Genomic DNA, 12,729 nt, shown 5'->3' with positions numbered 1-12,729 from the left:
CATTCAAGGAGTCACCATGAGCGGACCGCAAAAAGCCAATGACTTGCTGGGGCAGATCCCCAAGACCAAAGGTTTGCCGCCAGTCCACCTGTGGAATCCTGACTTCTGCGGCGATATCGACATGCGCATCGCCCGGGATGGCACCTGGTACTACCTGGGCACGCCAATCGGGCGCAAACCAATGGTCAAGCTGTTCTCCACCATCATCCGTCGCGACGGCGATGATTACTTCCTGATCACTCCTGTGGAAAAAGTTGGCATCAAAGTCGACGATGCACCGTTTGTGGCGGTGACCCTGGAGGTTGAAGGGCAGGGTGAGCAGCAGCGACTGCGCTTCACCACCAACGTCGAGGAAACCACTGAGGCCGGCGGCGAACATCCGATGCGGGTGGTGATCGATCCGCAGACGCAGGAGCCCGCGCCCTACGTGCACGTACGCAGTAACCTCGAAGCGCTGATCCATCGCAATGTGTTCTACCAACTGGTGGAGCTGGCGGTCAGTCGCGAGATCGACGGTCAGCGCTGGCTGGGGGTGTGGAGTGGCGGGGTATTTTTCCCGATCGGCCTGGAACCCTGATCCCTGTGGGAGCGAGCCTGCTCGCGATGACGGCAGCATGACCAACTTGTCTTAACTGATCCACCGCTATCGCGAGCAGGCTCGCTCCCACCCGGGTGAAGCCGTAAAATTCAAATTGACACCCAATCATATGATGATTAGTTTGGGCCTCTATAGAACGTGGTCCATGGGGTGTTCATGTCCAGCAGTTTTCACGCATCGACCGTCGATTGGCTGGGAGGCTGGATAGCTGCCGGTCAGGTCAAGCCTGGGCAGACCATCAAGGTTGAAGCGGACCTCGGCGAGCAACTGGGCGTCAGTCGCACGGTGATCCGCGAAGCGATCAAGACCCTGGTGGCCAAAGGCATGCTGGAAGTCGGACCGAAAGTCGGTACGCGGGTGTTGCCGGTGCGCCGCTGGAACCTGTTTGACCCGCAGGTGGTTGGTTGGCTGTCGCGCAGCGGGCTGCCGGAAAATTTTGTCGACGACCTGCTGGATCTGCGGCGCACCATTGAACCGATGGCGGTGCGCTGGGCCTGTGAGCGAGCAACCGCCGACCAGGTGCAGGCGATCCGTCTGGCCTACCATGCCCTGGAGCGTGCGGTGGACAGCGGCGCCGATTACAACCGCGCCGACCAGTTCTTCCATGAATGCATCCTCGCCGCCAGCCATAACCAATTCATCGAACAAATGGTCCCGGCCTTGGGCGCGCTGCTGGCGGTGTCGTTCGAGGTGTCCGCCGCCGACCCGGATGAACTGCGCCGCACCTTGCCGATTCACAAGGATATTGCCGAAGCCATCGCTGCCCGTGATGCGGCGCGGGGCGTCTGGGCCTGCATGACCTTGATCGATAACGCTGACCTGGCGATCAAGCGCTTTTACCCTAACGTCATGGCCGGGCGGACAGAGATCGCCGGTCAAGCAGCAGACAGGAGTTTTCAATAATGTGGACGGCTGTGACGGAACACCGGGCGACATTGGGCGAGGGCCCCTTCTGGGATGAGCCGACCCAGGCCTTGTATTGGGTCGACATCGCCGGTAAGCAGGCGCTGCGACTGATCGGCGCCAATGTGCAAATCTGGCAGATGCCCGAACATGTATCCGCTTTCATTCCGACACACAGCGGCGACGCCTTGGTGACCCTGAGCAGCGGTGTCTATCGGCTGGACCTGGAGTCGTCGGGTCTGGAACCGCGCCTGAAGTTGCTGTGCATGGCCGATCCCCAGCCTGGCAATCGTGCCAACGAGGCCCGTTGCGATGCCCTGGGTCAACTCTGGCTCGGCACCATGCAGAACAACATCGGCGAAAACGGCGAAGACCTGCCCATTGAACGGCGATCCGGCGGCCTGTTTCGTATTGGTGCCGATGGCCGGGTAAAGCCTCTGCTGCGTGAACGGGGCATTCCCAATACGTTGTTGTGGAGCCCCGATGGCACGACGGTGTACTTCGGAGAAAGTCTCGACGGCACGCTTTACCGTCACTTCATTTATCCCGACGGCAGTCTGGCCCCCGCCGAGGTCTGGTTTGGCCCTCACCCGCGCGGCGGACCCGATGGCTCGGCAATGGATGCCAGCGGTTTCGTCTGGAATGCTCGCTGGGACGGCAGTTGCCTGCTGCGGCTGGACCCGGACGGGCATGTCGATCGGGTAATCGAGCTGCCGGTCAGTCGTCCCACCAGCTGCGTGTTCGGCGGTGAAGACCTTAAGACTTTGTACATCACCAGTGCGGCGAGCCCGCTTAACCATCCACTCGACGGCGCGGTGTTGTCGATGCGGGTCGATGTACCGGGTGTGGCTTGTACGCGGTTTGCAGGATGAATCCCAAAATGTGGGATGTAAATATATATATTGAGATTATTTGGCGAGCGGGTTTATAGTCGGTCCCATCAGCGATACGCACTCACACTAAAAAAACAAGACAGGTGAAGTGATGCCACGATCTTCCTCCGTACCGCCCGACGGCGTACGCGATTCCAAAAGCCTTTCGCCCGGCCCTCTCTGGATGTCCGGTTTTCGTCGTGCTGACTGGCAGGAGTCTTGAATCATGGCCCAGACCCTGTCCTTGTCACCGATGCCTGAACCTGCGAAAGGCGAACGCCTGAAAAACAAAGTGGTGCTGCTGACCGGTGCCGCCCAAGGCATTGGCGAGGCGATCGTCGCCGCGTTCGCCTCGCAGCAGGCTCGTTTGGTCATCAGTGATATCCAGGCCGACAAGGTTGAGAACGTCGCTGCCCTCTGGCGTGAACGCGGGGCGGATGTGCAGGCACTCAAAGCCGATGTGTCGAACCAGCAGGACCTGCATGCCATGGCCCGTCGCGCCGTCGAGCTGCACGGTCGCATCGACGTCCTGGTGAACTGCGCGGGCGTGAACGTATTCCGTGACCCGCTGGAAATGACCGAAGAGGACTGGCGCCGCTGCTTCGCTATCGACCTGGATGGCGCCTGGTACGGCTGCAAGGCTGTGTTGCCGCAGATGCTTGAGCAGGGCGGGGGCAGCATCATCAATATCGCCTCGACCCATTCATCCCACATCATTCCCGGTTGTTTCCCTTACCCGGTGGCCAAGCACGGACTGCTCGGCCTGACCCGCGCATTGGGTATCGAATACGCGCCCAAAGGCGTGCGCGTGAATGCCATTGCGCCGGGTTACATCGAAACCCAACTGAATATCGACTACTGGAACGGCTTCGCCGATCCACATGCCGAACGCCAGCGTGCGCTGGATCTGCACCCGCCACGCCGCATCGGCCAACCGATCGAAGTGGCAATGACGGCGGTGTTCCTGGCCAGCGATGAAGCACCTTTCATCAACGCCTCGTGCATCACCATCGATGGTGGACGTTCGGTCATGTACCACGACTGAATATGCCGGGATTTCAGTCGGAAACTTCGCCTGTAATCCAATCATCATACGATATGACTATTTGGACCTATGCTGTGCAGCAACATGTTTGACCGCCCAGCCTGCGCATTTCCACTGATGTTGGAGCAGGGCCCTGGACGTTTTGGCTTTCAATAAAAAAAACAAGGAGACAGCTATGAATCATCGTCGTGGGATCCGTTCCCTGTGCCGTGCCGCCCTGGCGGTTACTGCCGTCAGCCTCAGCAGCACCTTGCTGGCAGCGGAAGAAGTGAAGATCGGTTTTCTGGTCAAGCAGGCCGAGGAACCCTGGTTCCAGACCGAATGGGCGTTTGCCGAAAAAGCCGGTAAGGACAGGGGCTTCACGGTGATCAAGATCGCCGTGCCGGACGGCGAGAAGACCCTCTCGGCCATCGATAGCCTCGCCGCCAACGGCGCCAAGGGCTTTGTGATTTGCCCACCGGACGTGGCCCTTGGCCCGGCCATTATGGCCAAGGCCAAACTCAACGACATGAAAGTGATTGCTGTCGATGACCGCTTCGTCGGTTCCGATGGCAAGTTCATGGAAGACGTGCCGTACCTGGGCATGGCCGCATTCGAAGTGGGCCAGAAGCAGGGAGCCGCGATGGCCGCTGAGGCGAAAAAGCGCGGTTGGGACTGGAAAGACACCTATGCCGTGATCAACACCTACAACGAACTGGATACGGGCAAGAAGCGCACCGACGGTTCGGTCGACGCCCTGAAGAAGGCCGGCTTTCCAGACGATCACATCCTTTATACCGCGCTGAAAACCCTCGACGTGCCGGGCAGCATGGACGCCACTAACTCGGCCCTGGTGAAACTGCCCAGCGGGGCGAAAAACCTGATCATTGGCGGCATGAACGACAACACGGTGCTGGGCGGCGTGCGCGCCACCGAAAGCGCCGGGTTCAAGGCGGCCAATGTGATCGGGATCGGTATCAACGGCACCGACGCCATTGGCGAGTTGAAGAAAGCCGACAGTGGTTTCTTCGGTTCGATGCTGCCAAGCCCACACATCGAAGGCTACAAGACTGCCGAGATGATGTACGAGTGGATCACCACCGGCAAAGAGCCACCGAAGTACACCGCCATGGACGAGGTGACGCTGATCACTCGGGAGAACTTCAAGCAAGAGCTGGAGAAGATCGGCCTGTGGAACTGATGGTCGGTTGATTCAAAAGTGGCCCTGGCTTGACGAGTGTCGGGGTCGCTTGATCTCTGTGAGTTCGAGGTGGTTATGCAAGCGCAAACAGCGACACAGCAACACAACATGGGCGGTAGCTTGCGGTTCAACGGGATTGGTAAATCCTTTCCCGGTGTGCAGGCGCTGGCCAATATCAGTTTCGTTGCTCATCCGGGACAGGTCCATGCCTTGATGGGCGAGAACGGCGCGGGCAAGTCCACGTTGCTGAAGATCCTCGGCGGTGCCTACATCCCCAGCAGCGGCGACCTGCAGATCGGCGAGCAGACGATGGCCTTCAAAGGCACCGCCGACAGCATTGCCAGCGGCGTGGCGGTGATTCATCAGGAGCTGCACCTGGTGCCGGAAATGACCGTTGCCGAAAACCTGTTCTTGGGGCATTTGCCGGCCCGTTTCGGCCTGGTCAATCGCGGGCAACTGCGCCAGCAGGCGTTGGCGTTGCTCAAAGGCCTGGCCGACGAAATCGACCCTCAGGAAAAGGTCGGTCGCCTGTCCCTCGGCCAGCGTCAACTGGTGGAAATCGCCAAGGCCTTGTCCCGTGGCGCCCATGTCATTGCCTTCGATGAACCCACCAGCAGCCTCTCGGCACGGGAAATTGACCGCCTGATGGCGATCATCACCCGCCTGCGGGACGAAGGCAAAGTGGTGCTGTATGTCAGCCACCGCATGGAAGAGGTGTTCCGCATCTGTAACGCGGTCACGGTGTTCAAGGACGGCCGTTACGTGCGTACCTTCGAGAACATGAGCGAGTTGACCCACGATCAGTTGGTCACCTGCATGGTCGGTCGCGACATCCAGGACATCTACGATTACCGCCCTCGCGAGCGCGGCGATGTGGCGTTGAAGGTTGAGGGGCTGCTCGGCCCGGGCCTGCGCGAACCGGTGAGTTTCCAGGTGCATAAAGGCGAAATCCTCGGCCTGTTCGGGCTGGTTGGCGCCGGTCGTACCGAGTTGCTGCGGTTGCTCAGTGGGCTGGAACGCCAGACTGATGGGCGCCTGGTTCTGCATGACCAGTCGTTGAAACTGCGTTCGCCTCGGGATGCCATTGCCGCGGGCGTATTGCTCTGCCCGGAGGACCGCAAGAAGGAAGGCATCATGCCGCTGGCCAGCGTCGGCGAGAACATCAACATCAGTGCCCGTGCGAGCCATTCCACCCTGAGGTGCTTGTTGCGCGGTGAATGGGAGCGGGGTAACGCCGACAAGCAGATCAAGGCGCTGAAAGTGAAGACCCCGTCTGCGGGTCAGAAAATCATGTACCTGTCCGGCGGCAATCAGCAGAAAGCGATTCTCGGCCGCTGGCTGTCGATGCCGATGAAAGTCCTGTTGCTGGACGAGCCCACGCGCGGTATCGACATCGGCGCCAAGGCCGAGATTTATCAGATCATCCACAACCTGGCGGCCGATGGCATTGCGGTGATTGTGGTGTCCAGCGATCTGATGGAAGTGATGGGCATTTCCGACCGAATCCTGGTGCTCTGCGAAGGGGCCATGCGCGGCGAGCTGCCGCGTGACCAGGCCAATGAATCCAACCTGCTGCAACTGGCGCTGCCACGCCAACGCGTTGCCGACGCGGCGAACTGAGAGGTAAACATGACCATACAAAACAATGCACTGCCAACGGCACGCAAACCCCTGGATCTGCGGCGCTTCCTGGACGACTGGGTCATGCTGCTGGCGGCTGTCGCAATCTTCGTGCTCTGCACCCTGATGATCGACAACTTCCTGTCACCCCTGAACATGCGAGGCCTGGGTCTGGCGATTTCCACCACGGGTATCGCGGCCTGCACCATGTTGTATTGCCTGGCTTCCGGGCACTTCGACTTGTCGGTGGGTTCGGTGATTGCCTGTGCCGGTGTGGTCGCGGCGGTGGTGATGCGTGACACCAATAGCGTGTTCCTCGGCGTCAGCGCAGCGCTGGTGATGGGGCTGATCGTCGGGCTGATCAATGGCATCGTCATTGCCAAGCTGCGGGTCAATGCGTTGATCACCACGCTGGCGACCATGCAGATCGTCCGGGGCCTGGCCTACATCTTTGCCAATGGCAAGGCGGTGGGCGTGTCCCAGGAATCGTTCTTCGTGTTTGGTAACGGCCAAATGTTCGGCGTGCCGGTACCGATCCTGATCACCATTGTCTGCTTTCTGTTTTTCGGCTGGTTGTTGAACTACACCACCTACGGGCGCAACACCATGGCCATTGGTGGCAACCAAGAGGCGGCGTTGTTGGCGGGGGTGAACGTTGATCGGACCAAGATCATCATCTTCGCCGTGCATGGTGTGATCGGTGCCTTGGCGGGTGTGATCCTGGCCTCACGCATGACCTCGGGCCAACCGATGATCGGCCAGGGCTTTGAACTGACCGTGATCTCGGCTTGCGTGTTGGGTGGGGTGTCGTTGAGCGGCGGTATCGGCATGATTCGCCATGTCATCGCCGGGGTGCTGATTCTGGCGATTATCGAAAACGCGATGAACCTGAAGAACATCGACACCTTCTACCAATACGTCATCCGGGGCTCGATCCTGTTGCTGGCGGTGGTGATCGACCGAATGAAACAACGCTGAAATCTGCCCCGACCGGGCCAGCCACAATCGCGAGCAGGCTCGCTCCCACAGGATTTGTGCCAGTCAGAACTACTTGGCTCATTACAGATCCAGTGTGGGAGCGGGCTTGCTCGCGAAGACGGCGGCCCATTCAGTATTGATGCAAGCTGACCCACTGCCTTCGCGAGCAAGCCCGCTCCCACAGGATTGGCGCCACGCACAACACTTGGGCCACCGCAGATCCACGGCAGGTGTGCCAGTCAGAACTACCTGGCTCATCGCAGATCCAGTGTGGGAGCGAGCCTGCTCGCGATGGCGTCCGGGTGAACGCCGGCGATCAACCCGCCTTGCGCAACGCCTGGATTAGTTCCTGCTTACGCATCTTCGAACGTCCGGGAATGTTCTTCGCCCGGGCCTCTTTCATCAGGTTATCCACAGTCTGGGTCGCGCGGGAGGCCTGGCTGGTGCGCGGCTGACCTTCGCGGGTCTTGGCGGCGCGACGGGCCGACTCCTTGCGGTCGGTTTGCTTTTGCGCGGCCGGTTTGGCCTTCCCCGACCCGCCAGCACGTTCACCGCCGCCAGACTGCTTGTTCACCGTGGCCCAGGCTCGCGCCTCGGCCTTGTCCTCGGACAAACCCTTTTTCTCATAACTGGCTTCAATGTGTTCGGCTTTGCGCTTTTGCTCGGCTGTGTATTTGTCTTTGCTTCCACGAGGCATGGGAATCTCTCCTCAAGTGCGTGAGCAGAGCCACCCGCCAGGAGCGGATCGCTCGCTCCCCGGGGTTACTGGCTGGCGCCACCCTCGGAACCCGAACCGCCGGTGGTGGTTTTCGAGCCCGTGCCGGTCTCGGCATTATCAGGGGCATTGGAGTCCGGCGTATTCATGCCGCCCTGACGACCCGCATCATTGCCCTGCACCCGCGGATCGGTGCCGTTGGCGGGAGGCTGACCATTGTTCAGACCGCCGCCGGTACCGTCGGTATTCAACGTGGGCAGGCCTTGCGTAGCGGGGGAATTGGGCGCTTGCACCGGATCGGTCGGCCCGGTGCCTGAAGTGCTCGCCGCGAAAGCGGCCGAAGACAGCAGCGTGGCAAGTGTGAATGCAGTCAGCCTTGATGAAATCATGGTGTCGCCTCCATTTTTCAGAATGCTTGCCTGATTTTGGGCTGCCCTGAATCGGAGTTGGTGCCTCGCGGACGACGAACGGTCCTCTGGAAGCATCACGTAAATTTTTCTTGAGATGTGACGAGTGCAGCGCGACGGCTTAGTATGGCGTTTTCCATTGGCTACAAGGCTCGTTCATGTCGATCCAGATTCGCCCTGCGCAACCCAGTGATGCGCCTCAAATCCTTGCCTTCATCACTGAACTTGCCGATTACGAAAAGGCCCGCCACGAAGTCATTGCCAGCGTGACGGACATTCAGCGCAGCCTGTTCAGCGAGGGCTCCACTGCCCATGGACTGATCTGTCTGCGTGATGGCGTGCCCATCGGTTATGCGGTGTTTTTTTTCAGTTATTCCACGTGGCTGGGCAGCAACTGCCTGTACCTCGAAGACCTGTACATCACGCCTGACCAGCGCGGCGGCGGGGCAGGGAAGACGCTGCTGCGTCACCTGGCGAAAATTGCCTGCGACAACGATTGCGGTCGCTTCGAGTGGAGCGTGCTGGACTGGAACACGCCGGCGATCGAGTTTTACAAGTCCCTCGGCGCGCAACCTCAGGAAGAGTGGGTGCGCTACCGGATGGACGGCAAGGTGCTACGGGATTTCGCCCAAGGCAACTGAGCGGTTCATGAGTACGCGGCGCCCGCGTACTCGGCAAACCCCGGCCGTTGTTCGAGTCGTTTGCAATAAGCGGCCACGGCCGGGTAGTCGGGACGTTCCATGGGCGTCTGGCGCCAGCGATGCACCGACAGCCCGATGAGCACATCCGCGAGGGAAAAATCCGCACCGGCCACGTAGGCGCCAGTACGGTTCAACTGATCCTCCAGTAACCCCATCTTTTCGTTCCAGCCTTTAATCCCTGCGGCTATACGTTGGGGATCCTGACAATCCGGATCCTTGCGCACCAACGCGTAAAACGGATAACCCCAAGACGGGTTGAGTTCGGTCGCCTGCCAATCCATCCACTGCTCAACGCGCGCCCGGGCGGCCGGTTCGACGGGCAGCAGATCGCTACGTCCATGCTTGCCAACCAGGTAGCGGCAAACGGTGTTGGACTCCCACAGCACACCGTTCTCGTCAATGATCACCGGTACCTGGGCGTTGGGGTTGAGAGCCAGGAATTCGGGATCATGGGTCGAAGCAAAACCGATGCCCCAGTCCTCGCGTTCATAGGCTATTTCCAGTTCCTGGCAGGTCCACAGCACTTTTCTGACATTGATGGAGGAGGTGCGACCGAGGATTTTCAGTAGTTGTCCCATAAACATTTCCCTGAGTTCTAAGGCGTCCGGCAGAAAACGTAGCAGGGTTCGTGGGTGAATGACGATAACTTTGCGTGAAATACGATCATCCCAATATATGGGAGTGATATTTATATATTGAGATTTTGTTGCGCCGAGGTTTATAGTCCGTGCACTCACTGCCAAAAAACAAAACAGGTGAAGCGGATGCAGGCGCAATTGATCGCGCTCGATTGGGGGACCACCTCATTACGGGCTTACAAACTCGCCGCCGATGGCGAGGTGCTCGAACAGCGCTCGCTGTCGACGGGGATCATGCAGTTGCCCTCCGGGCCGCGAACCCTGGCCGGCCGGGTGTGCATCGATGGCTTCGAATTGGCGTTCGATGAGGCTTGCGGCGATTGGCTCGACGCTCAGCCAGGTTTGCCGGTCATCGCCTGCGGCATGGTCGGTAGCGCCCAGGGCTGGCGTGAAGTGCCTTATTGCGACACACCTGCCAATGTCGCCAATCTCGGACATTCCCTACAAACCATTCGCAGTCTTCGCGGCGTCGATGTGCACATCGTGCCGGGGGTGATCCAGCGTTCGCGGTTGCCCAATGTCATGCGCGGCGAAGAAACCCAGGTGCTCGGCGCGTTGCACCGTTTGCCGAACGAAGCGGTGCTGATCGGCCTGCCTGGCAGTCATTCGAAATGGGTGGAAGTCGCCGATGGCTGCATCGTGCATTTCGACACTTTCATGACCGGCGAGATCTTCGCTGTGCTCAGCGACCACAGCATTCTCGGCCGCACCCAGCAACGTGGCACGGCGTTCGATAGCCTGGCTTTTGATCGCGGCGTGCAGGTGGCGTTGTCCGTGGACGGCCAGATCGGCCCGTTGTCCACCGTGTTCAGTGCCCGCAGTCTGGGCTTGACTGGCGAGCTCAGTGCCAGCGCCCAGGCGGATTACCTTTCCGGCCTCCTGATCGGTCATGAACTGATGGCCCTGGCCACCGTGCAACGCCGACGGCGCGACACCATCCATCTGCCGACGGTGGTGCTGATCGGCAACTCGCAACTCTGTGCCCGTTATCAACGGGCCCTCGACGCCTGCGGTTTTGCCCGGGTGACCCTGGCCGAACAGGCCACCGAGCGGGGTTTGTGGCAACTGGCCGTGGCGGCCGGGCTGCTCGATTCCACCGCATCGCGTTAAACGACTGGAGGTCTGACATGCTCACACAAGCACTGGCGCACAACGGGCTGATCGCAATTTTGCGCGGTCTGCGTCCGGAAGAGGCCGCCGCTATCGGCGAAGTCCTTTATGGCGCCGGATTTCGCGTCATCGAAGTACCGCTCAATTCCCCCGAACCGTACGAAAGTATCCGCATCCTGCGCAGTACCTTGCCCGCCGATTGCCTGATCGGTGCCGGCACGGTGCTGACGCCGGAGCAGGTCGAGCAGGTCAAAGCCGCCGGTGGTCAGGTGATCGTCATGCCCCATAGCGATCCAAAGGTGTTGCGGGCGGCGAAAGCGGCAGGGCTCTACTTGTCGCCCGGTGTTGCCACGCCCACCGAAGCCTTTGCCGCGCTGGCCGAAGGCGCCCATGTGTTGAAGATGTTTCCGGCCGAGCAAATGGGCCCGGCGGTGGTCAAGGCCTGGCTCGCGGTGCTGCCGGCCGGAACCGTGCTGGTGCCGGTGGGCGGGATTACCCCGGACAACATGGCGGTATTCGTCGAGGCCGGCGTCAAGGGCTTTGGCCTCGGCTCCGGGTTGTTCAAGCCGGGCCTGACGGCTGACGAAGTGGCGGTGCGCGCCAAGGCCTACGTGGCCGCGTGGAATGCCTTGAACTGAAGACTTTTCCAGCGCCCCGCGCGCTGCATCTGATAAGAGAGACAACACGATGAAAATCACCAAACTGACCACGTTTATCGTTCCGCCGCGCTGGTGCTTCCTCAAAGTCGAAACCGATGAAGGTGTCACCGGCTGGGGCGAGCCCGTGGTCGAAGGCCGCGCCCACACGGTGGCTGCGGCTGTTGAAGAATTGTCCGACTACCTGATTGGCAAAGACCCACGCAACATCGAAGATATCTGGACGGTGTTGTATCGCGGCGGCTTCTACCGTGGCGGCGCGATCCACATGAGCGCCCTGGCCGGTATCGACCAGGCGCTGTGGGACATCAAGGGCAAGGCCCTGGGCGTGTCAGTCAGCGATTTGCTCGGCGGTCAGGTGCGCGACAAGATCCGCGTGTATTCGTGGATCGGCGGCGACCGTCCGGCGGACACCGCCCGAGCGGCGAAAGAAGCCGTGGCGCGGGGCTTCACGGCGGTGAAGATGAACGGCACCGAAGAGCTGCAGTTTCTCGACACCTTTGAAAAAGTCGATCTGGCCCTGGCCAACGTCGCGGCGGTGCGGGACGCAGTCGGGCCGAACGTCGGCATCGGCGTGGACTTCCACGGCCGGGTGCACAAGCCGATGGCCAAAGTGCTGATGAAGGAACTTGATCCGTACAAATTGATGTTCATCGAAGAGCCGGTGCTCAGTGAAAACTACGAAGCCCTCAAGGAGCTGGCACCTTTGACCAGCACGCCAATTGCCTTGGGTGAGCGGCTGTTCTCGCGTTGGGATTTCAAAAGGGTGCTCAGCGAAGGCTACGTGGACATCATCCAGCCGGATGCGTCCCACGCCGGTGGCATCACCGAAACCCGCAAGATCGCCAACATGGCCGAGGCCTACGACGTGGCGCTGGCACTGCACTGCCCACTGGGGCCCATTGCCCTGGCGGCGTGCCTGCAACTGGATGCGGTTTGCTACAACGCGTTCATCCAAGAGCAGAGCCTGGGCATCCATTACAACGAGAGCAACGACCTGCTGGATTACATCAAGGATCCGCAGGTGTTCGACTACGACAAGGGCTTCGTGAAAATCCCTAACGGCCCGGGCCTGGGCATCGAGATCAACGAGGAGTACGTCATCGAACGCGCGGCCATCGGCCACCGCTGGCGCAACCCGATCTGGCGTCATGCCGATGGCAGTTTTGCTGAGTGGTGATTTGAGTCCTGACTCTCTCGGTTTAAATGTGGGAGCGGGCTTGCTCGCGAAGGCGGTGTGTCAGTCATACATCAGCCAACGGATACGCCGTCTTCGCGAGCAAGCCCGCTCCCACACTGGATCTTC

The 12,729-nt window shown here is 60.3% G+C and carries 14 protein-coding genes; 11 read left to right on the top strand and 3 right to left on the bottom strand.

Annotated features, from left to right (window positions below; genetic code table 11):
* Positions 1–16 precede the first annotated feature (16 nt).
* From BMY45_RS18335 to araH, 7 genes are all read left to right on the top strand, one after another.
* Positions 17–577, top strand: a complete 561-nt coding sequence (locus BMY45_RS18335) for a DUF1285 domain-containing protein (RefSeq protein ID WP_047228208.1) — start codon at positions 17–19, stop codon at positions 575–577.
* Between the two features lie 177 nt (positions 578–754).
* Positions 755–1,501, top strand: a complete 747-nt coding sequence (locus BMY45_RS18330) for a FadR/GntR family transcriptional regulator (RefSeq protein WP_092400021.1) — start codon at positions 755–757, stop codon at positions 1,499–1,501.
* Positions 1,498–2,373 carry an SMP-30/gluconolactonase/LRE family protein gene (locus BMY45_RS18325; protein ID WP_092400019.1) on the top strand — a complete coding sequence of 292 codons (876 nt, stop codon included), beginning with the start codon at positions 1,498–1,500 and terminating at the stop codon, positions 2,371–2,373. The genes BMY45_RS18330 and BMY45_RS18325 overlap by 4 nt, the downstream gene beginning before the upstream one ends.
* 226 nt (positions 2,374–2,599) lie before the next feature.
* The gene (locus BMY45_RS18320; protein WP_092400017.1) at positions 2,600–3,418 is read left to right on the top strand and encodes an SDR family oxidoreductase; all 819 of its coding nucleotides are present in this window, start codon (positions 2,600–2,602) and stop codon (positions 3,416–3,418) included.
* A gap of 175 nt (positions 3,419–3,593) precedes the next feature.
* A complete protein-coding gene (locus BMY45_RS18315) occupies positions 3,594–4,598 on the top strand; it encodes a substrate-binding domain-containing protein (protein WP_092400015.1) in 1,005 nt (334 codons plus the stop codon).
* A gap of 75 nt (positions 4,599–4,673) precedes the next feature.
* Positions 4,674–6,218: an L-arabinose ABC transporter ATP-binding protein AraG gene (gene araG / locus BMY45_RS18310; protein WP_092400013.1), complete on the top strand. Its 1,545-nt coding sequence runs from the start codon at positions 4,674–4,676 to the stop codon at positions 6,216–6,218.
* 9 nt (positions 6,219–6,227) lie between these two features.
* Positions 6,228–7,196, top strand: a complete 969-nt coding sequence (gene araH, locus BMY45_RS18305; protein WP_076383836.1) for an L-arabinose ABC transporter permease AraH — start codon at positions 6,228–6,230, stop codon at positions 7,194–7,196.
* Between the two features lie 316 nt (positions 7,197–7,512).
* Here the strand turns inward: araH and BMY45_RS18300 are convergent, their stop codons facing one another.
* On the bottom strand, positions 7,513–7,893 hold the full coding sequence (locus BMY45_RS18300) for a Rho termination factor N-terminal domain-containing protein (protein ID WP_092400011.1): 381 nt from the start codon (positions 7,891–7,893) through the stop codon (positions 7,513–7,515).
* Positions 7,894–7,958: 65 nt separating this feature from the next.
* Positions 7,959–8,300, bottom strand: coding sequence for a hypothetical protein (locus BMY45_RS18295; RefSeq protein ID WP_092400009.1), 342 nt, complete (start codon positions 8,298–8,300; stop codon positions 7,959–7,961).
* Between the two features lie 176 nt (positions 8,301–8,476).
* Here BMY45_RS18295 and BMY45_RS18290 point away from each other — a divergent pair, with 176 nt between their 5' ends.
* Positions 8,477–8,959 carry a GNAT family N-acetyltransferase gene (locus tag BMY45_RS18290; RefSeq protein WP_092400007.1) on the top strand — a complete coding sequence of 161 codons (483 nt, stop codon included), beginning with the start codon at positions 8,477–8,479 and terminating at the stop codon, positions 8,957–8,959.
* A gap of 5 nt (positions 8,960–8,964) precedes the next feature.
* Here the strand turns inward: BMY45_RS18290 and BMY45_RS18285 are convergent, their stop codons facing one another.
* Positions 8,965–9,597 (bottom strand): glutathione S-transferase family protein, encoded by a 633-nt coding sequence (locus BMY45_RS18285; protein ID WP_092400005.1) that lies wholly within the window; start codon positions 9,595–9,597, stop codon positions 8,965–8,967.
* A 186-nt stretch (positions 9,598–9,783) separates the two neighbouring features.
* On the opposite strand from BMY45_RS18285, the gene BMY45_RS18280 reads away from it, so the two are divergent.
* From BMY45_RS18280 to dgoD, 3 genes are read left to right on the top strand one after another with little or no spacing between them, the layout of a single operon-like run.
* Complete coding sequence (locus BMY45_RS18280) at positions 9,784–10,767, top strand: 2-dehydro-3-deoxygalactonokinase (protein ID WP_092400003.1); 984 nt, start codon at positions 9,784–9,786, stop codon at positions 10,765–10,767.
* Positions 10,768–10,784: 17 nt separating this feature from the next.
* Positions 10,785–11,405 (top strand): 2-dehydro-3-deoxy-6-phosphogalactonate aldolase, encoded by a 621-nt coding sequence (locus BMY45_RS18275; RefSeq protein WP_047228220.1) that lies wholly within the window; start codon positions 10,785–10,787, stop codon positions 11,403–11,405.
* Positions 11,406–11,454: 49 nt separating this feature from the next.
* Positions 11,455–12,603 (top strand): galactonate dehydratase, encoded by a 1,149-nt coding sequence (gene dgoD / locus BMY45_RS18270; RefSeq protein WP_003179439.1) that lies wholly within the window; start codon positions 11,455–11,457, stop codon positions 12,601–12,603.
* Positions 12,604–12,729: the final 126 nt, after the last annotated feature.

Source organism: Pseudomonas sp. NFACC39-1, assembly GCF_900110355.1.
Classification (GTDB): domain Bacteria; phylum Pseudomonadota; class Gammaproteobacteria; order Pseudomonadales; family Pseudomonadaceae; genus Aquipseudomonas; species Aquipseudomonas tehranensis.
Note: the sequence above shows the minus strand (reverse complement) of the source record. Positions and strands in the feature narration are given on the sequence as shown.